Source organism: Aeromonas sp. FDAARGOS 1414 (assembly GCF_019047065.1).
Lineage (GTDB): Bacteria > Pseudomonadota > Gammaproteobacteria > Enterobacterales > Aeromonadaceae > Aeromonas > Aeromonas veronii_A.
In genome coordinates, this window is record NZ_CP077210.1 from 2,985,895 (window position 1) to 3,004,902 (window position 19,008).

Annotated in this window: 20 protein-coding genes; 9 read left to right on the forward strand and 11 right to left on the reverse strand. The window is 59.4% G+C overall.

All coding sequences use genetic code 11. The features are described from left to right. Positions 1 to 3: 3 nt before the first annotated feature. A complete protein-coding gene (gene rlmD / locus I6L44_RS13350; RefSeq protein ID WP_216952072.1) occupies positions 4 to 1,356 on the reverse strand; it encodes a 23S rRNA (uracil(1939)-C(5))-methyltransferase RlmD in 1,353 nt (450 codons plus the stop codon). Positions 1,357 to 1,629: 273 nt separating this feature from the next. Here rlmD and I6L44_RS13355 point away from each other — a divergent pair, with 273 nt between their 5' ends. After that, positions 1,630 to 3,354, forward strand: a complete 1,725-nt coding sequence (locus I6L44_RS13355; protein ID WP_216952073.1) for a proline--tRNA ligase — start codon at positions 1,630 to 1,632, stop codon at positions 3,352 to 3,354. A 94-nt stretch (positions 3,355 to 3,448) separates the two neighbouring features. Here I6L44_RS13355 and I6L44_RS13360 read toward each other — a convergent pair whose 3' ends face one another. The 3 genes from I6L44_RS13360 to I6L44_RS13370 form a co-directional block, all read right to left on the reverse strand. Continuing rightward, complete coding sequence (locus I6L44_RS13360; RefSeq protein ID WP_201994735.1) at positions 3,449 to 4,129, reverse strand: SDR family oxidoreductase; 681 nt, start codon at positions 4,127 to 4,129, stop codon at positions 3,449 to 3,451. Between the two features lie 31 nt (positions 4,130 to 4,160). Then, entirely contained in the window at positions 4,161 to 4,793 is a 633-nt protein-coding gene (locus I6L44_RS13365) for a TIGR04219 family outer membrane beta-barrel protein (protein WP_005354809.1), read from the reverse strand. Between the two features lie 95 nt (positions 4,794 to 4,888). Further along, the gene (locus I6L44_RS13370) at positions 4,889 to 5,338 is read right to left on the reverse strand and encodes a copper chaperone PCu(A)C (RefSeq protein WP_005335782.1); all 450 of its coding nucleotides are present in this window, start codon (positions 5,336 to 5,338) and stop codon (positions 4,889 to 4,891) included. A 90-nt stretch (positions 5,339 to 5,428) separates the two neighbouring features. On the opposite strand from I6L44_RS13370, the gene I6L44_RS13375 reads away from it, so the two are divergent. After that, positions 5,429 to 6,178, forward strand: coding sequence for an enoyl-CoA hydratase-related protein (locus I6L44_RS13375; RefSeq protein WP_157161485.1), 750 nt, complete (start codon positions 5,429 to 5,431; stop codon positions 6,176 to 6,178). An 18-nt stretch (positions 6,179 to 6,196) separates the two neighbouring features. Here I6L44_RS13375 and I6L44_RS13380 read toward each other — a convergent pair whose 3' ends face one another. Then, the gene (locus I6L44_RS13380; protein WP_216952074.1) at positions 6,197 to 6,625 is read right to left on the reverse strand and encodes a DUF2753 family protein; all 429 of its coding nucleotides are present in this window, start codon (positions 6,623 to 6,625) and stop codon (positions 6,197 to 6,199) included. Between the two features lie 284 nt (positions 6,626 to 6,909). On the opposite strand from I6L44_RS13380, the gene I6L44_RS13385 reads away from it, so the two are divergent. Further along, positions 6,910 to 7,569 carry a CatB-related O-acetyltransferase gene (locus I6L44_RS13385; RefSeq protein ID WP_157161483.1) on the forward strand — a complete coding sequence of 220 codons (660 nt, stop codon included), beginning with the start codon at positions 6,910 to 6,912 and terminating at the stop codon, positions 7,567 to 7,569. A gap of 94 nt (positions 7,570 to 7,663) precedes the next feature. Here the strand turns inward: I6L44_RS13385 and I6L44_RS13390 are convergent, their stop codons facing one another. Then, positions 7,664 to 8,371 (reverse strand): ParB-like protein, encoded by a 708-nt coding sequence (locus I6L44_RS13390; protein ID WP_216952075.1) that lies wholly within the window; start codon positions 8,369 to 8,371, stop codon positions 7,664 to 7,666. A gap of 184 nt (positions 8,372 to 8,555) precedes the next feature. Between I6L44_RS13390 and I6L44_RS13395 the strand changes: the two genes are divergently transcribed. Both I6L44_RS13395 and I6L44_RS13400 read left to right on the forward strand, forming a co-directional pair. After that, entirely contained in the window at positions 8,556 to 10,160 is a 1,605-nt protein-coding gene (locus I6L44_RS13395) for an ABC transporter substrate-binding protein (protein ID WP_216952076.1), read from the forward strand. A 118-nt stretch (positions 10,161 to 10,278) separates the two neighbouring features. After that, positions 10,279 to 10,593, forward strand: a complete 315-nt coding sequence (locus I6L44_RS13400) for a hypothetical protein (RefSeq protein ID WP_216952077.1) — start codon at positions 10,279 to 10,281, stop codon at positions 10,591 to 10,593. Positions 10,594 to 10,662: 69 nt separating this feature from the next. On the opposite strand, the gene dusA is transcribed toward I6L44_RS13400, so the two are convergent. Beyond that, a complete protein-coding gene (dusA, locus tag I6L44_RS13405; RefSeq protein ID WP_216952078.1) occupies positions 10,663 to 11,649 on the reverse strand; it encodes a tRNA dihydrouridine(20/20a) synthase DusA in 987 nt (328 codons plus the stop codon). A 137-nt stretch (positions 11,650 to 11,786) separates the two neighbouring features. Here dusA and zur point away from each other — a divergent pair, with 137 nt between their 5' ends. The 3 genes from zur to I6L44_RS13420 are packed head-to-tail and all read left to right on the forward strand — an operon-like array spanning position 11,787 to position 12,931. After that, on the forward strand, positions 11,787 to 12,245 hold the full coding sequence (gene zur, locus I6L44_RS13410) for a zinc uptake transcriptional repressor Zur (protein WP_160882369.1): 459 nt from the start codon (positions 11,787 to 11,789) through the stop codon (positions 12,243 to 12,245). Next, entirely contained in the window at positions 12,235 to 12,696 is a 462-nt protein-coding gene (locus I6L44_RS13415) for a chemotaxis protein CheX (protein ID WP_005343179.1), read from the forward strand. Before zur ends, I6L44_RS13415 begins: the two co-directional genes overlap by 11 nt. A 4-nt stretch (positions 12,697 to 12,700) precedes the next feature. Beyond that, on the forward strand, positions 12,701 to 12,931 hold the full coding sequence (locus tag I6L44_RS13420; RefSeq protein ID WP_160882368.1) for a hypothetical protein: 231 nt from the start codon (positions 12,701 to 12,703) through the stop codon (positions 12,929 to 12,931). A gap of 73 nt (positions 12,932 to 13,004) precedes the next feature. Here the strand turns inward: I6L44_RS13420 and brnQ (I6L44_RS13425) are convergent, their stop codons facing one another. From brnQ (I6L44_RS13425) to I6L44_RS13435, 3 genes are all read right to left on the reverse strand, one after another. Next, complete coding sequence (gene brnQ / locus I6L44_RS13425) at positions 13,005 to 14,282, reverse strand: branched-chain amino acid transport system II carrier protein (protein WP_254204297.1); 1,278 nt, start codon at positions 14,280 to 14,282, stop codon at positions 13,005 to 13,007. A 429-nt stretch (positions 14,283 to 14,711) separates the two neighbouring features. Further along, a complete protein-coding gene (gene brnQ, locus I6L44_RS13430) occupies positions 14,712 to 15,971 on the reverse strand; it encodes a branched-chain amino acid transport system II carrier protein (protein WP_019445729.1) in 1,260 nt (419 codons plus the stop codon). A 236-nt stretch (positions 15,972 to 16,207) separates the two neighbouring features. After that, the gene (locus tag I6L44_RS13435; protein WP_216952080.1) at positions 16,208 to 16,918 is read right to left on the reverse strand and encodes a tRNA1(Val) (adenine(37)-N6)-methyltransferase; all 711 of its coding nucleotides are present in this window, start codon (positions 16,916 to 16,918) and stop codon (positions 16,208 to 16,210) included. 119 nt (positions 16,919 to 17,037) lie between these two features. Here I6L44_RS13435 and srmB point away from each other — a divergent pair, with 119 nt between their 5' ends. Next, complete coding sequence (gene srmB, locus I6L44_RS13440; RefSeq protein ID WP_216952081.1) at positions 17,038 to 18,261, forward strand: ATP-dependent RNA helicase SrmB; 1,224 nt, start codon at positions 17,038 to 17,040, stop codon at positions 18,259 to 18,261. 284 nt (positions 18,262 to 18,545) lie between these two features. On the opposite strand, the gene I6L44_RS13445 is transcribed toward srmB, so the two are convergent. After that, positions 18,546 to 19,001: a GNAT family N-acetyltransferase gene (locus tag I6L44_RS13445; protein WP_042032604.1), complete on the reverse strand. Its 456-nt coding sequence runs from the start codon at positions 18,999 to 19,001 to the stop codon at positions 18,546 to 18,548. Positions 19,002 to 19,008 lie beyond the last annotated feature (7 nt).

A 19,008-nucleotide genomic window follows, 5' to 3' on the forward strand; every position in this document is an offset into this window, starting at 1 on the left:
GACTTATGCCTTGGCGGGCAAGCTCAGGCGGGCAACCGCTTCCACATGCATGGAGTGCGGGAACATATCGACCGGCTGCACCTCGTCCAGCACGAAGCCCTGCTTGACCAGCCAGGCAAGGTCGCGGGCCAGGGTCTGCGGGTTGCAGGAGACATAGACCAGACGACGGGGCGCCATAGCGACCAGGGTCTGCAGCACCGCCTTGTCACAGCCTTTGCGGGGCGGATCCATTACCACCACATCAGCGGTCACACCTTGGGCGTGCAGCTCGGGCATCAGCTGCTCGGCCTTGCCGACGTGGAATTCGGTGTGCTCGATGCCGTTGAGGGCGGCGTTGCGGCGGGCATCGCTGATGGCGCTCTCCACCGACTCGATCCCGACTACCTTGGCGGCCTTGCCAGCCAGGAACAGGGAGATGGTGCCGATACCACAATAGATGTCGAACACCGTCTCGTTGCCGGTCAGCTCGGCATACTCGAGGGCGCTGGAGTAGAGCACATCGGTCTGGGTCGGGTTGTTCTGGAAGAAGGAGAGCGGCGAGATCTCGAACTCGAGTTCGTGGATCTTGTCGCGGATCACCCCTTCGCCCAACAGCACCCGGTTGGTGGCGCCCAGAATGCGGTTGGTGCGCTCATCGTTGATGTTCTGCACCAGGGTAGTGACCGGCAGATCGCTCAGGGCTGCCAGCAGCTCGGCTTCGAACGGTAACTCCTCGCCCAAAGTGACCAGCACCACCATCAGTTCGCCGCTCTTGAAGCCCTTGCGGGTCATCAGGTTGCGCACGCAGCCGCTGTGGTTTACTTCGTCATAGGCGGCGATGTCATGCGCGCGCATCCAGTTGCGCACCCGGGCGTTGAGCTCGACATGCAACGGATCCTGCACCGCACAGTCATCGGCGGTGATGAGATCGTGGGAGTACTTGCGATAAAAACCAATCTCGGCACCGGCGTCACAGCCACGCACCGCATATTGCGCCTTGTTGCGATAGGCGAACGGGCTCTCCATGCCAAGGATATCCTTGACCGGGGTGTCACCCAGCCCGACCTGCTCCAGTGCGCTCTGCACCAGTGCCTGCTTGAGCTTGAGCTGGGCCGGATAGGCCAGCGGACGTACCTGACAGCCACCACACTCGGTGTTGGGGCAGAAATCGGCAACCCGATCGGCAGAAGGCTGGAGCAGCTCGGCAACCTTGCCGTGCAGATAGTTCGGCTTGACCTCGGTCAGCTCCACCAGCGCCTGCTCACCGGGCAGCAGACCTTCGACAAACAGGGGGCGATCGAACAGGCGTCCTTTGCCATCTCCTTTGTCGGTCAGTTCCAGGATCTCGATCTGGTGTTGATGTCCCACTAACGGCATGAGCGGCTCCAAAAGTACTAAAAATGGGGGGTGATGAACGCGGCAGAGCCATGCCCATCGAGAAAAGGTGGCAGAGTTTAGCGGAGATCCGGCCAAATTGCAGGCATAAAAAGCCTGCTTGTTGCAATGGTCATTGCCCTGACCATCTGCCGGGCGTTGCCACCTTTCGGGTTGCGGCAAATTTAGCCCTTGGGCCATAACGCCCAGCCTGTTAAAATTCCGCCCTTGAAATTATCCTGGGCCCCGCGCCCGTTCTAGCTAAGGTCTACCGCGATGCGTACCAGCCAATATCTGCTTTCCACTCTCAAGGAAACCCCCTCCGACGCTGAAGTTGTCAGCCACCAGCTGATGCTGCGCGCCGGGATGATCCGTAAACTGGCCTCCGGCATGTATGCCTGGTTGCCAACCGGTCTGCGGGTACTGAAGAAAATCGAGAACATTGTTCGCGAAGAGATGAACAATGCTGGTGCCGTCGAAGTCTCCATGCCGGTGGTACAACCCGCCGAGCTGTGGCAGGAGTCCGGCCGCTGGGATGACTACGGTCCCGAGCTGTGCCGTCTGACCGACCGTCACAACCGTCCCTTCGTGCTGGGCCCGACCCACGAAGAGGTGATCACTGCGCTGGTGCGTTACGAAGTGAACAGCTACAAGCAGCTGCCGCTCAACCTCTACCAGATCCAGACCAAGTTCCGCGACGAAGTGCGTCCCCGTTTCGGCGTGATGCGTGGCCGCGAATTCCTGATGAAGGATGCCTACTCCTTCCACATCGACAAGGAATCTCTGGTCGATACCTACGAGAAGATGCACGCAGCCTACTGCAAGGCGTTCACCCGCATGGGTCTGAACTTCCGTCCAGTGCAGGCCGATACCGGCTCCATCGGTGGTACCGGTTCCCACGAATTCCAGGTGCTGGCCGAGAGCGGTGAAGACTTGATCGCCTTCTCCGACAGCTCCGATTACGCCGCCAACATCGAGATGGCCGAAGCGCTGGCACCGGCTGGTGAGCGCGCTGCCGCCACCGCAGCCCTGACCAAGGTTGCCACCCCGAACGTCCACACCATCGACGAAGTGGCCGCTTTCCTGAGCGTGGCACCGACCGCCATCGCCAAGACCCTGCTGGTACTGGCAGAGGAAGATGAGCACGGCAAGCAGGCCGTCATCGCGCTGGTGCTGCGTGGCGACCACGAGCTGAACGAAATCAAGGCTGAGAAACTGGCTGGCGTTGCCAACCCGCTGACCTTCGCCAACGACGAGCAGATCAAAGCTGCCGCCGGTTGCGATGCAGGTTCCATTGGCCCGGTCGGCTTTGCCGGTCGCATCATCGTCGATCGCAGCGCCGCCCATCTGGCGGACTTCGTCTGCGGCGCCAACGAGACCGGCTTCCACCTGACCGGTGCCAACTGGGATCGCGACATCGCTACCTACGAAGTTGCCGACCTGCGCAACGTGGTGGAAGGCGACCCGAGCCCGTGCGGCCAGGGCAAGCTGCTGCTCAAGCGCGGCATCGAAGTGGGCCACATCTTCCAGCTGGGTACCAAGTACTCCGAAGCGATGAAGGCGAGCGTGCTGAACGAAGCTGGCAAGTCCGTCACCATGGAGATGGGTTGCTACGGTATCGGGGTTTCCCGTCTGGTGGCCGCAGCCATCGAGCAGAACAACGACCAGTACGGCATCATCTGGCCGGACGCCATCGCCCCGTTCGAAGTGGCCATCGTGCCGATGAACATGCACAAGTCCGAGCGCGTGGCCGAGCAGGCGCAACAGTTCTACGCCGAGCTGAAAGCCGCTGGTGTGGACGTGCTGTTCGACGACCGTAAAGAGCGCCCGGGCGTGATGTTCGCCGACATGGAGCTGCTGGGCATCCCGCACGCCATCGTCATCGGCGATCGCGGTCTGGACAACGGCGTGGTGGAGTACAAGTGCCGCCGCACCGGCGAGAAGCAGGAAGTGGCCATCAGCGACATCATCGCCATGCTCAAGGCCAAGCTGGGCCGTTAATTCCGCCCTCTTACCTGAATAGAAAAGCGCGCCGTTTGGCGCGCTTTTTGTTTCTGTATGTTCTGACGACGGCAACCGGATGGCGGTTTTCGCCTCAGGGATTACGACCGATAAAGAGATCGGTCACGTGGCAACTGCTTCTGGCTTCCAGCGCGTCGAGCATATAGGCCGCCGCATCTTCCGGGGTCATGAAGCCACTCGGGTCCACGTGATCCGAGTTGGCCCAGAATTCGCTGCGGATCCCGCTCGGATAGAGATTGACCAGCCGCAGTGGCGAGCCTTTCAGCTCGGCGCGCAAGGATTCGAGAAAGCCGCGCATCCCCCATTTGGAGGCGCAGTAGAGGCTCTCGTTGGCCTTACCCACCTGAGCGGCGGAGGAGAGCACATTGGCCAGCACTCCGCCTTTCTCACCGATAAGCCGCACCGTCTGCTGGGCCACCAGAATGGTGGAGATGAGATTGCTCTCCACCACCCGGCGGATCTGCTCGGCGGTGTAGACACCGACCGGGCCAAACTCGCCCACCCCGGCGCAGTGGATCACCATATCGGGCAGGCCGCCCCACTCCACCGCAGCAGCGAAGGCGACGTCAACCTCTTCATGGTGCGCCAGATCGGCGGCGATGCCGATCACCGCGCTGCCGAGCAGTTGCTCCTGCTCCTGCAGTCGCTGATAACGGCGCCCCATCATGGAGACCTGATGGCCCCGCTCAACCAGTCCGATAGTCAGCGCCCGGCCGAGACCGGAACCGGCACCTGTCACTATGATGTGGCCCATTATCGCTCCTCGTCGTCAGTCGACGGTCAGATTAGAAAGTGAATTCGCCGCCCATGAACCAGCCATCAACAGACTGGTCGATATTGGCGAAGTCGACCTTGGCTTCACGCCAGCCGGCACGCAGCTTGATCGGCATGGAGGAGAACTTGTAGGAACCACCCAGACGGTAGTCATAGTTGTCCGCATCGTGAGTACGCAGATCGCCGAAGAAGGCGATGCCGGTGCCCGGGATCTTCACTTCGCTGCCGGCATAGGCCATCAGGGTATCTTCGTCATAACCCTTGCGACCGAAGTAGACCTGCTCACCATCGTAGTGACGGCCGGTCATACCCAGATCGATCTTGAACAGATCGTTGTTGAACAGACGGTAGTAGAGGCTCAGATCGTAGGCAGTCAGATCGTTCTTGAAGTTGCCGCCGGAGGTGCTGAAATCGGAGACTTCAAACTTGGCGTTCGGCAGGAAGATGATGCCGTGTTCCAGTTGCAGATAGCCGTTCCAGTTGTAGCTGTCGTCATAGCTGCCATCAGCACTGGTGCCATAAGCCTGACCACTGCCCTTGGCGGCCCATACGTCGGCACCGGCGGCAAAACGCCAGTCGTCAGCGGCCATGGCACTCTGGCTGCACAGAGCCAGCACAAAACCGGCAATCAGCGTCTTTTTCATTACGTCACTTCCTCTTGCATACATGGAAAAGAGCACTATTTTACTCGGTGCAGCCAAAATACCCAGCGTCAATCCTGAACAAACGACGACAAATGTCAGTGCTTCATATGCTTCATCTCTGCCATCGGCTCAATCGGCTTCACCGGCAGTGACAGATCCAGCTTCTGACCATCGTCCATGGTGAGGGTGAGCGGGAAAGGGGTCTGCTCGGAGAGCGTGCCCACCTCGAACAACATGATGTGCAGGCTGCCCGGTTTCAGCACCGCTTCGCCCTTGGCCGGGATCTCGATATTCTCGACCTGACGCATCTTCATCACGCCATTTTCGTGCAGGTGAGTGTGCAGCTCGGCACGCCCCGCCGCAGCAGAAGCCGCCGCCACCAGCTTGACCGGCTGGTCGGCGTCATTCTTCAGCACCATAAAGGCGGCAGTGTTGGGGGAGCCCGGCGGCAACAGGCGCACATAACCGTCGACAGCCTCGACCTTGGCTAGTGCAGGCGCCGTCATACCCAGAACCAGCAGAGAATAAAACGCACGTTTAAACATGGTTGAAATCCTTTTATGATGTTGTTAAACGGCGCCAAGGTTACCCCAGCGGAAACCTTTTTTGCACCTTTCAATAACAAGGATTTAGACATGGCCCCCATTCTCATTGCCGAGCAGCAGGATGGCTTGCTCACCCTGACCCTCAACCGCCCCGACAAGCGCAACGCCCTCAATACCGAGCTGTATCAACAACTGGTGGCTGCGCTGCGAGAGGCGGCAGCCGATGAGGAGGTGCATGTCCTGCTGTTGCAGGGGCAGCAGGATTGCTTTACTGCGGGCAATGATCTGGCCGACTTTATGGGCAAGAGCTCGCTGGAGCCCGACGACCCCATCCTGCAGTTCCTCCACACCCTGGCCGATTTCCCCAAACCCGTGATCGCCGCTGTTGCAGGCCCGGCGGTGGGGATTGGCACCACCATTTTGCTGCACTGCGATCTGGTCTATCTGGCGGATAATGCCCGCTTGCAGCTTCCTTTCGTCGAGTTGGGGCTGGTGCCGGAGTTCGCCTCCAGCCTGCTGCTGCCGCGTCTGGTGGGACACCTCAAGGCGGCAGAGCTGTTGCTGCTGGCCGAGGCGATTGATGCCGAGGAGGCGCTGCGGCTCGGGCTGGCCAACAAGGTGGTGGCGGCCGATGGAGTGCTCTCCTTTGCCCGCGAGCAGGGGCTGAAGCTGGCGGCCAAACCGCCCAGAGCGCTGCAAAAGAGCAAGGCGCTGCTGAAACAGGAGCTCAAACAGGCGGTGCACTTTGTCATCGATCTGGAGGCGCGCGCCTTCGCCCAGGCACTGCAAGGGGAAGAAGCGCAACAACGGATCGCCCAGAAACTCAAACGGCGGAGCTGAGCTGCCGCTCAACGCCAGTCAGTTGAGTCGAAAACGGCCGATCAGCTCGCAGCCCTGCACCTTGTCCTGCAGCTGGATCAGCCGGGCAATTTCCGGATTGGGGTGGCGCTTGAGAAAGGCGAGCAGGGCCCCACGGCAGCAACCCAGCTCGCTGATCAGTGCCTCGCACTCCCGGTTGGGGCATTGTGGCACCAGCGCCGTCACCAGCTCGGAGGCGAGCTTCAGGTAGCGCAACTCGTAAGTCGGCTCATCCATCGCCCGCCAGAAGTCGGCCAGCCGATGACAGGTGGCGACCCGCATGGTGGCCAGTTCGGGCAGCTCGACCTGGGTCATCTCGTAAACATCCCCCAGCGCCTGCTGATAAAAGCAGATCGCCGCCCCCAGCGAACCGGCCTGCCAGGCACGCTCCGCCTCCAGCATGTATCGTTGCCAACTTTGCGGTGTCATCTCGCTCTCCCGAGTCCGTCATGGTGGGAGTGTTATCATGGCTAATTGAGAATAAATATCAACCAGATGGTTAGTGCAGGATCTCTGCGCAACCTTGGCAAACCCGGCGCCCGACCTTATGATCGCGCCCTTCCCTCTTCTTTGGAGCACACCACAATGCGACCTCGCCTCCCGCAGATGCTGGGCTGCTCCCTGCTCTGCGTGCCCCGCATGCTGGTCTGGATCTATTAGCTGCGCTCAAGCGAACGCAACCCATCCGATCCATTCAGCAAAGGAGTACCAGCATGAACACCTGCCAACACTGGTCGCAGGTCGAATACCTGCACCTGACGGTGACCAACCCCAATATCTGCCTCAAAGGGCAGCACAGCTACTACTCGGGTGCCTGGGATGGCCCCTTCGAAGAGGTGGCGGTGCGCTACCTCCATGGCGATCCCTTCAGCCGCAGCCCGGAAACCGGCTGGGAGCCGCTCTGGCATATCGACCGGCTCCATATCGGCGACTATGTGCAAATTGCCGCTGGGGTAAAGATCATCATGGGCGGCAACCACACCCACAACACGGCCTTCATCAGCACCTATCCGTTCGCCGATCTGGCGGCGCTCAAGCGCAGCTACCGCCCCGCTGGCGATACCCGCATCGGCAACGATGTCTGGATCGGCATGGAGGCGATGATCATGCCCGGCGTCACCATCGGCGACGGCGCCATCATCGCCGCCCGTTCGCTGGTCAATCAGGATGTACCACCCTATGCCATGGTGGCGGGCACCCCGGCCAGGGTGGTGCGAATGCGCTTTGGCGAGGAGGAAATTGCCCGGCTACAGGCCCTCGCTTGGTGGGATTGGCGGGATCAACAGGTCAACGATCTGCTAGCGCTGATCCAGCAAGGTGACGTCGCCCTGCTTGAACAGGCGGCTGCCCACTGGGCGGTGCGCCATGAGTGACCACCGCTAACCAGTAGCTGACAGCATAAGGGCGACCCTGGGGTCGCCCTCTTTTATCTCCGGCATGCTCTGGATGCCGTCATCGCACATCCACTCACTGCGCGCTTTTGGACTGGTTGAGGCTGCACTGCTTGCCGGGATAACCGGGCAAGTCACTGGCATCGCTGCCGCAGGCGAGCCGTTTGGCCTGTTGCAGGCGGGCGGTCAGATTGGAGTTATCGACAGGCATCCACTGCATCTGCTTGCCGAGCCAGCTGGCCCAGGCAAACTCGACGAAATAGACCTGTTTGTCCTTGCGAAAGTAGCCCGCATCCTGCAGCAGTCCGGCCAGGGTGCGATAGGGGTAATCAGGCAGCTTGTCGATACTGGTCGGCAACTGCTCCGGGGTCAGCGGCTGCCCCTTCTCATCCTTGAGCCAGGCCCAGTGGTTGTTCTGCATCTGGCTCCAGAAGTTGGCTTTGTCCTGCAGACGGCCAATCACCTTGACCCGCGCATCCTTGACGCCCTGCTGCCACAACGCCTTGGTGAGATGGTGTCTGTCCACCAGCCAGTAGCTGCCATCCGGTGCAATCACCACGGGGATCTCTTTCTTTTTCATCAACTTGTCGAGCTGCTTTGCGCTCATGCCCGCCAATGTGGCCTGGGTCTCATCAACCTGGATCTGGCCGACGCCCCCCTGAGTCGGGTGCAAGGCATCGATGCCGATCTCGCACCAGTTGCCCACCGCCGTGTCGCTCTGGCACGGGGCCAACGCCCAGGCACCCTGGCTCAACACACAGGCCAGCAATAACCATGCTTTCATCGTTTGACACTCCTCACCACATTGAACTGCACAGACGCCGGGAACGCTCTTCTACCCCGATTGGGAGTGAGAGTCGAATGCTGGCGGTCAGACCAGCAAACGGGATATCATGATTTCCCATCTGTCGGCGATATTTTCTCGCCGAGTTTTCTCCCCGCTTCACACTATTTGAAGGATCCGACCCATGAAAGGATGGACCCCCTTGCTGGCCCTGCTGGGCTGTGCTGCTGTCCAGGCTGCCGATATTCCCGCCGGAACACAACTCGCCGCCGAGCAGATTGTCGTTCGCCACCTCAAGGATGAACCTGCGAGCCTGAGCCCGCTCAAGCTGGTCGGCCTGCCGGAGTTGCAGGTACTGCGGGATCTGTTCGAAGGGCTGCTGACCCAGGGGCCGGATGGCAAACCGGTTGCCGGGGTGGCGGCCAGCTGGGAGAACAAGGGCAACCAGTTCTTTACCTTCCATCTGCGCCCGGATGCGCGCTGGTCCAACGGCGATCCGGTCAAGGCCGGCGACTTCGTCTACGGCTGGCGCAAGCTGGTCGACCCGAAAGAGGCGGCCACCTTCGCCTGGTTTGCCCAGCTGGCCCGTTTCGACAAGGTGGACGAGATAGTCGCTGGCAAATTGCCTGCCAGCGAGCTGGGGGTCAAGGCCCTCGATGATCACACCCTGCAGGTGACCCTCTCCCAGCCGGTGCCCTACTTCCTGAACCTGCTGAGCCACCCCAGCCTGTCGCCGCTCCATCAGGCCAGCATCGAGCAGTACGGCAACCTGTGGACCCAACCCGGCAAACTGGTGGGCAATGGTGCCTTTGTGCTGAACCATCGGGTGGTTAACGAGAAGCTGGAGCTGACCCCCAACCCTTATTACTGGGATCGGGCCCATACCGTATTGACCAAGGTGATCTTCATGCCGATCAATCAGGAGAGCGCGGCGACCAACCGCTACCTGGCTGGCGATCTGCATATCACCGAATCCTTCCCCAAGGAGCAGTACGACAAGCTGAAGCAGCAGATCCCGAATGAGGTCTATACCCCGGATCAGCTCGGCACCTACTACTACGCCTTCAATACCCGTCAGGCACCACTGAACGATGTGCGGGTGCGCAAGGCGCTCTCCTACACCATCGACCGCGCACTGATCGCCGACAAGGTGCTCGGTACCGGCGAGAAACCGGCTTATCACTTCACTCCGGATGTGACCGCCAGCTTTACCCCGGCCGCCAACCTGCTCTCCACCAGCAGCCAGCCGGAGCTGGACAGCAAGGCCAAGGCCCTGCTCAAGGCGGCCGGTTACGGCCCGGACAAGCCGCTCAAGCTGACCCTGCTCTACAACACCGCGGAAATTCACAAGAAGATGGCACTGGCGATTGCCAGCATGTGGAAGCAGAAGCTGGGCGCCGAGGTCGAGCTGACCAATCAGGAGTGGAAAACCTATCTCGACAGCCGCCAGAGCGGTCAGTTCGAGGTGATCCGCTCCTCCTGGGTCGCTGACTACAACGACCCGTCAGCGTTCCTCGGCCTGTGGGGCACCCGTCACAGCGGCAATATGGCAGGCTTTGCCAATGCCCGTTATGACCAGCTGCTGGTAGAGGCGGCCAGCACTCAGGATGCCGCCAGCCGCAGCAAGCTGTTTGGCGAGGCGGAAGCGATCCTGCTGGATCAGGCCCCCATCGCCCCCATCTACCAGTACACCAATGCCCGCCTCATCAAGCCATGGCTCAAGGGCTACCCCATCAACAACCCGGAAGATGTGGCCTACAGCCGCCAACTCTACCTCGTCAGACACTGAGACCGGCCACAACGATGCGAGGCCCCGCAGGGCCTCGCTATTGATACTGTTCACACCCCGATTTCCAGCCTAAAATGCCGCCCCTTCTGTTCAATTAATCTTCAATCCCCACTCAGTCATGCGCTACCTGATACTGCTCTCGTTGTTGTGGACCCTGCCTGCACAGGCCAATAGCGAATCCCAATGCCAGCAAGAGTTTGTCGGCTGGATGCTGCATCAGCAGCAACAGTTCAGTGATCGCAAGTCTGACAAGATGGAGCGGCGCCGGGCCGAGCGGGCCATCGATCTTGCCCGGCAGGAGTACGACAAGCAGGCCAGCTTCTGCAAGACCATGCAGCTTGTTCGTGAATACAAAGATGGCGATCCACGTTTTACTCCGCGCCCCGGAGAGATACACGACTACAGTACGGCTTCTGACAACACATCAGGGTGACCCTGACCAGAAAAACCAAAAGCGCGTCGATTGACGCGCTTTTTGTGGTTCTTGCCCTGACAAAGCGGCTTATTCGGCCGTCTCGCTGCTGGCAAACTCCGGCACCTTGGCCATGGCATCCAGCACCACCTGAATACCGGCGCCCGGCTTGCAGGCGTTCTCGCTCAGGTGACGGCGCCAGGCGCGGGCTCCCTGCATATTCTGGAACAGCCCCAAAATGTGGCGAGTCATGTGGGAAAGGTAGTTGCCCTTGGCCAGCTCCTGCTCGATATAGGGCAGCATCATCCGCACCACCTCGTGGCGGCTCGGCACGGCGTTGTTCTGACCGAACACCAGATTGTCCACCTGCGCCAGAATGTAGGGGTTCTGATAGGCTTCACGCCCCATCATGACGCCATCGACGTGTTGCAGGTGCTCCAGAGTCTGCTCCATGGAGGTGACGCCGCCGTTGAGGGCGATGGTCAGCTCCGGGTAATCCTGCTTGACCCGATAGACGCGGGGATAATCGAGGGGCGGGATCTCGCGGTTCTCCTTGGGGCTCAGGCCGCTCAGCCACGCCTTGCGGGCATGGACGATAAAGGTATCGCAACCGGCATCGCGCACCTGTTCGATAAAGGTCTGCAGAAATTCGTAGGAGTCCTGATCGTCGATGCCGATACGGGTCTTCACCGTCACCGGAATATCGACCACATCGCGCATTGCCTTGACGCAGTCCGCCACCAGCGCTGGTTCGCCCATCAGGCAGGCGCCAAAGCGACCGTTTTGCACCCGATCGGAGGGGCAGCCGACGTTGATGTTCACCTCGTCATAGCCGCGCTCCTCGGCCAGCTTGGCACAGCGCGCCAGATCGGCCGGATTGCTGCCCCCCAGCTGCAGGGAGATGGGGTGCTCCTGCTCGCTGTAACCCAGATAATCCCCCTTGCCGTGGATGATGGCGCCGGTGGTCACCATTTCGGTATAGAGCAAGGTCTGGCGGCTCATCAGTCGATGAAAGTAACGGCAATGCCGATCAGTCCAGTCCAGCATGGGGGCGATGGAAAAACGCTGCGCCTGCATAAAAATCATCCGGGTTGGCTAAAGAAAGGGGCGGATTTTATCACAACGTGAAGCAGCCCCAGAAAATGAATTTTGTCGCCGCGCCATGCGAGGCCCTGTGATAGTATCCGGCTAATAGAAAGGGTATCTGCGCGATCATGAATCAAGACCAACTTTTACAACGAGCCGAGCGACTCTGTATACAGCGAGGGATCCGCTTCACCCCGACCCGACGTCAGGTATTTCGCCTGCTGGCGGCACACGGCAACGCCATCAGCGCCTATGATTTGTTGGCCCAGCTGCAACAAACCGAAGCCAATGCCAAGCCGCCAACCGTCTATCGGGCACTCGATTTTTTGCTCGAACAGGGCTTTGCTCACAAAGTGGAATCGCTCAACGCGTTTATCTTCTGCTGCCACTTCGATCACGCTCACCCGATGCAGCTGCTGATCTGCGACGAGTGCGGGGATGTGGTCGAACTTCACGATAGTGCAATAGATAGCGCGTTTTCCGAGCAGGCCCACTTGCATGGCTTTACGATTACCAATAAGACAATAGAGGCACATGGCCAATGTGCTCGCTGTACGCCCACTGTAGGAAGTCATCATGAAGGCTGATTTTGTAAATCCGTTCCTGCTATCTCTGCTCAATGTGCTCTCGACCATGGCACAGCTGGAACTAAAACCGGGCAAACCGAAACGCAAGATGGATGAGCTGGCGCGCGGCGACGTCTCCGGTCTGATCGGCATGGTCGGCCCGCAGACCCGCGGCTCCCTCTCCATCAGCTTCGAGAAGGGGCTGGCGCTGGAGATCATGCGTCGCATGCTGGGGGAAGCTCCCGCCTCCATCAATGAAGAGGTGACCGACATGGTCGGTGAAATCACCAACATGGTGACCGGCGGAGCCAAGCGGATGCTGGGCGAGAAGGGCTACGAGTTTGACATGGCGACCCCCATCATCGTCTCCGGCCCCAACCACACCATCACCCACAGGGCCGATGGCACCAAGATAATGATGCCGTTCGAATCCGATTTCGGTCGCGCCACTATCGAAATTTGCTTCGAGTAATCCTATGTGGAAAGCATTGAAATGGATTTTCATCTGCTGGGCACTACTGTTGATCCTGTCGGACATTCAGATCAGCACCTCCCTCTACAAGTACGAAGATAACCGGGTTCTCATCAACTTCCCGCGCTGGGAAACCAAACAGCCCTGGGGCACCTTCGAGTGGCATGCCGGACGGGTAGAAACCCACTGGTATGGTCTGGATGGCAAACCCAAGCCAGCAGGCCCGCAAATCTGATCCGGTAACGGATCCGGCAGAAACAGAAGAGGCCAGCAGATGCTGGCCTCTTTGCTATCTCGTTGATCCTGAATCAAGCCGCTTCGGCAGCCAGCTTTCCGTTTGGTCGCATCAAGATGCCAACGATGCAGGCCAGCAGAGTTGGCAGCAGCCAGGCAAGTCCCTTGTCGAACAGCGGCAGGAAGGCAAAGCCGTCCATAGCCATACCAGCAGCGCCCAGTCCGTCCAGACAGCCAAACAGGAAGGCGACCAGCAGCACGCCACGAAACGCCAGCCGTGGCTGGGCAAACCACCCTTTGAGGAAGGTCACCAGCACCAGTGCAATGGCAACCGGGTAGATGGCTACCAGCACCGGGATGGAGAGACTGATAAGCTCACTCAGCCCCACATTGGCCACCAGCGCGCAGAGAGCCCCCAGCAGCATCACCCACTTGTGGTAAGTCCAGCCAGTCAAATCTTGGAAATAATCGGCTCCGGCACAGAGCAGGCCTACTGCACTGGTAAAACAGGCCAGAGTGATGATGGCCGCCAAAATAAGCTGCCCAGGCTGACCAAACAGGCTCAGGACGTAGGCATTGACGATGGCACCGCCGTTGCTGATGTCGCTCGCCACCCCACCGGCACTGTTGCCAAGCTGGAAAAGGGAGAGATAGACCGCCGACAACCCGACCGCCGAGATCAGGCCCGCAATGGTGAGGTATTTGAACTGGCTGCGATAATCCTCGATCCCCTTCTGGCGCAGCAACCCGATGATCAGGGCGCCAAACATCAGGGATGCCAGGGTATCCATGGTGTTATACCCCTCCAGCATCCCCTTGGTGAGCGGAGCGCTGATGTAGTCACCGCTGGCATCGGGCATGGTACCCTGCGGCGCGATAAAGACCCCGACCGCCAGAATAAGCAGCATCGCCATCAGGGCGGGAGTCAGGTACTTGCCAACCGCATCGAGCAGTTTGCCCCGATCGAGCGCCACCATGATCACCAGCGCAAAGAAACTCAGGGTGTAGATCAGCAGCCCCTCATGACCGGTATCGCCAAGCCAGGGCTTGAGGCCCATCTCGTAGGCGACCAGACCGGTGCGGGGAATGGCAAAGGCGGGCCCCATGATGATATAGATGGCGATGGCCAGCGCCGTCGCTGCCCCGGCGGGCAGATAGCGGGTCATTCCGGTCCAGCCACTCGCGCCGCCCCCCGAACTCCCCTTGGCCACCGCAATCAGGGTGATCAGCGGCAAGCCCACTGCCGTTAGCAAAAAGCCGCACATGGCGGCCAGCAGATGCTCACCGGCCATAAAACCGGCCAGCGGCGGAAAAATGATATTGCCAGCCCCCAGATAGAAGGCAAACGTCATAAACCCCAGTCCGAATACGTCGGACAACTTCAATGATTTCGTCAAACCCAACCTCATCTGCCTTATCAGCTTGTTATTGATTGCACCCACTGCCTGGCAGATAACCGGTAACAATGTCTCTTGCTTCTCTCTCGTACGGATACCGGACAAGAATTGCGCATTCAGCATAAAGAAAAGGAATCAAACCTCAATCGCAAATTAATATATTGAAACAATTTAAACAAACAGAATTAATCACCAACAAATTTGCCCCTCTCAAAATGATGCAAAGAGAGATTGAGCAAAGAGGCGAGAACAGGCAGCAAAAGCGCGGAACAGGCAAGCGTCACCGGCAGTGACCATCACAACCCGGCAAAACACAATGCAGAGTGACGGAAAACAAAAGAGCCTGCACGGGGCAGGCTCTTGGCAATATCAGATCGGGAGTGATCAGGCAGCTTCGGCAGCCATCTCGGTCGGACGCACCATCACACCAACTACGCAGGCCAGCAGGGTCGGCATCAGCCAGGCGAGGCCCTTGTCGAACAGCGGCAGGAAGGCAAACGCATCCATCTTCATACCGGCAGCACCCAGACCATCCAGGCAACCGAACAGGAAGGCAACCATCAACACCCCACGGAACACCAGACGGGGGCGGCCGAAGTAACCCTTCAGGAAGGTGACCAGCACCAGCGCCACGGCAACCGGATAGATGGCAACCAGCACCGGAATGGAGAGGCTGATCAACTGGCTCAGACCCACGTTGGCCACCACGGCACAGATAACGCCCAGCAACACCACCAGCTTCTTGTAAGCCATGCCGGTCAGATTGTGGAAGAAATCGGAACAGGCAGAGATCAGGCCCACGGCAGTGGTGAAGCAAGCCAGAGTGATGATGGCCGCCAGAATGAACTGACCCGGCTGACCAAACAGGCTCAGTACGTAGGCGTTGACGATGGCGCCACCATTGCTGACATCCGTCGCCACACCGGCTGCCGTGTTACCCAGCTGGAACAGGGAGACGTACACCACGCTCAGACCAACGGCAGAGATAAGGCCGGCAATGGCCAGATACTTGAACTGGCTCTTGTAATCGTTGATGCCTTTCTGGCGCAGCAGATCGACGATCAGGGCGCCAAACATCAGGGACGCCAGGGTGTCCATGGTGTTGTAGCCTTCCAGGATCCCTTTCACGAAGGGGCTGTTCTGATAGTCACCGGACGCATCAGGCATGGAGCCTTGCGGTGCTACGAATACACCGATCGCCAGAGTCAGCAGCAGCAGCATCAGTACCGGAGTCAGGTATTTGCCGATGGCGTCCATCAGCTTGCCCTGGTTCATGGAGACCAGAATGGCCACACCAAAGAAGATCACGGTATAGGCCGCCAGACCCGCTTGCCCCATATCACCGATGAACGGCTTGAGGCCCATCTCGTAGGCAACCAGACCGGTACGGGGCGCGGCAAAGGCCGGGCCGATGATGATGTAGATGGCAACGGCCAGCGCAGTCGCGACACCGGCAGGCAGCAGTTTGGTCATGCCAGCCCAGCCGTTACCGGCTTTCGCCACGGCCAGAATGGTCACCAGAGGCAGGCCCACGGCAGTGACCAGGAAGCCAAACATCGCCAGGGAGAGGTGCTCACCAGCCATGTAACCGGCCAACGGCGGGAAAATGATGTTACCGGCGCCCAAGTAGAAGGCGAAGGTCATAAACCCTAATCCGAGTACATCGGACAATGTGAGTGATTTCGTCAAGTTCAACCTCGTCTGTCTTGTAAATTATTGCTTGTTATAGTTTTTATCGGTCGCTGACCGGGTGTGTTCAGGGGGTATAAAAAAAGAGCCCCGCATGTTTTTTCATCGCAACCAGTGGTTTTAGCTGGTCTGGAGCGGGCGCTCGATCTGGAACCAGCATAATGGCGTGAAAAAATAGTTCAAGACGAAATTTACATCTTCAAATAGAAGGGGTTGGTCAGTTGGATATATCTGTCGGAATAGGCCCCATCAGCAGAATGGATCACAATTTCACCCCTCTCACACCTGTTTAATCCTCTGCCAAGTAGCAATAAAACACGATTTGCCTCTTTACCCTCTCTGGTGATAACAGCTGTATAACAAATGCCATGCAGATCATAATTCGCCGAAATGCATAAAATTTCATCGGCCATCGCCGTCGGCAGCACCAGCGCCACCTGCCCGTTCAGGCTCAACAAACGATCGCAGGCCGCCAGTAATGCGTGGCTGTCGAGGGCGCCGGTATGGCGGGCCAACGCCCTCGCCGGATCGCTAAATGACTGGCCTGCCACGAAATAGGGAGGGTTGGAGACGATAAGATCGTAAGGGGCAGCCTGATAATCCTGAATGGCACTCTCTATGACGGTTACCCGATCGGCCCAGGGAGAGGACGCCGCATTCTCCCGCGCCTGGCTGGCCGCATTAATATCCAGCTCGACCGCATCAAGACGACAGTCAGATCTGCTGCGCTGGGCCAGCATCAGGGCGATCAGGCCGCTGCCGGTGCCGATATCGAGCACTCGACGCGCCTGTTCGACCGGCGCCCAGGCACCGAGCAAAATGCCATCGGTACCCACCTTCATGGCGCAGCGATCGTGATTGATATGGAACTGTTTGAAGGTAAATCCGCGACTACGTCCCATCTGGTCCCCGTCATCTGCAAAAATGGTGGGCGATTATAGCGGCTAAGACACACTCACCAATAGGAGCCGACGAGATAATCGCCTATAATCTGCCGTTTCCTTAATGACCGAGTATTGCCATGAGCCAGTCCTTTGATGATTTCGACCTGCACCCAGCCCTCAACCGGGCCTTGGCCGAGATGGGATTCACCCGCCCCACCACCATCCAGCAGATGGTGCTGGAGCCAGCCCTGGACGGCCGCGATATTCTGGCATCCGCTCCGACCGGTACCGGCAAGACAGCCTCTTTCCTGCTGCCGGCACTCCAGCACCTGCTGGACTTCCCGCGCCGCAAGCCGGGCCCCTGCCGCATGCTGATCCTGACCCCGACCCGCGAGCTGGCGCTGCAGGTGACCGCCCACGCCAAGGCGCTGGCGGCCCATACCAACCTCAGCATCGAAACCATCATCGGCGGCGTCAGCCATGAAGAGCAGCTGCCTGCCCTGACCAAGACCACCGACATAGTAGTGGCCACCCCGGGCCGTCTGCTCGAATACATCGAGAAAGAGGAGTTCGAGAGCCACGACATCGAAGTGCTGGTGCTGGATGAAGCGGACCGCATGCTGGACATGGGCTTTATCAAGGATGTGAACCGCATCGTGGAAGAGGCGCGCTACCGCAAGCACACCATGCTCTTCTCCGCCACCCTGGAAGGTGCCGGCCTTGAGAAGTTCGCCAACGAGATCCTCAAGGATCCGGTGGAGCTGCACGCCGAACCGCCCCGCAGCGAACGTCGACCCATTACCCAGTGGATCCATCTGGCTGATGATGCCGCCCACAAGCTGGCGCTGCTGACCCATATTCTGAAAGATCAGGAAACCCAGAAAGCCATTATCTTCGTCAAGACGCGCGAGCGTCTGGCGGAGCTCTCCGGCCAGCTGCAGGCTGCGGGTATCTCCTGCGCCTGGATCCGTGGCGAGATGGAGCAGAGCAAGCGTATCGAGTCGATCCGCAAGTTCCACGAAGGGGAAGTACCCTTCCTCATCGCCACCGACGTCGCCGCCCGCGGCATCGACCTGCCGAACGTCAGCCATGTCATCAACTACGACATGCCCTACGGCGCCGATGTCTACGTCCACCGGATCGGCCGTACCGGCCGCGCCGGCAACCGTGGCTGTGCCATCAGCCTGGTGGAAGCCCACGACATGGCGATGGTCGCCAAGATCGAGCGCTACACCGAAGAGCGCCTCAAGCGCCGGGTGATCGACGAGCTGCGCCCGAAACACAAGGAAGCGCGGGTACCGGTGAAGAAGAAAAAGCCGGTCGACAAGAAGAAGTCCGCCAAGAAGAAAAAGAAGAAGTGATCGCCTGGCGATAAAGAGAAGGGCCATCCCGCGGGATGGCCCTTCTGCATTCTGTCTATCTGGCCAATCGGAGCTGTATTGCTCCGGGCTCGCCACCGCCGTTGCAGGGCTATTTGCAGCCAGAACGGCTCACTATAAATTTAATTTATGGGTTTTAGCTGAATGCTCTAACCAAAACTTATAGTGAACCTCATCCGATCATCAGGGCATCAATTTGCCCGTCAGACCCCCTGTCGGGCCATCGCCCGATCCGGGCAATGAATCACGCGAATGCTGCCGGCCTGTCAGGCCACCGTCTTGCGCATGCCGATATGGGGGATATCGTCCTCGACATACCCCTCCCCCTCGGCCACAAAACCGTGCTGGCCGTAGAAGCCTTGCAGATGGGCCTGCGCCCCCAACCAGATGCTGTGGGTCGGCCAGCGCGCCTCGCACGCCTTGACCCCCTCGCCGATCAGCTGGTGACCGAGACCACCGCCGCGCGCCTTGGGTGAGGTCACCACCCGACCGATGGCGGCGCCACTCTCGTCGCCGATGCCGGGCGCCATGATCCGCGCATAGGCGGCCAGCAGATCGCCCTGATAGCCGAGCAGGTGCCAGACCCCTTCGCGGCGATCGAGCCCGTCCAGATCCTGAAAGGGGCAGGTCTGCTCCACCACGAACACCTCGGCCCGCAGCGCCAGCAACTCATACAACTCGTCAGTGGTCAGTTCAGACCAGGGTTTCAGGATCCAGTTCATAGGCAAC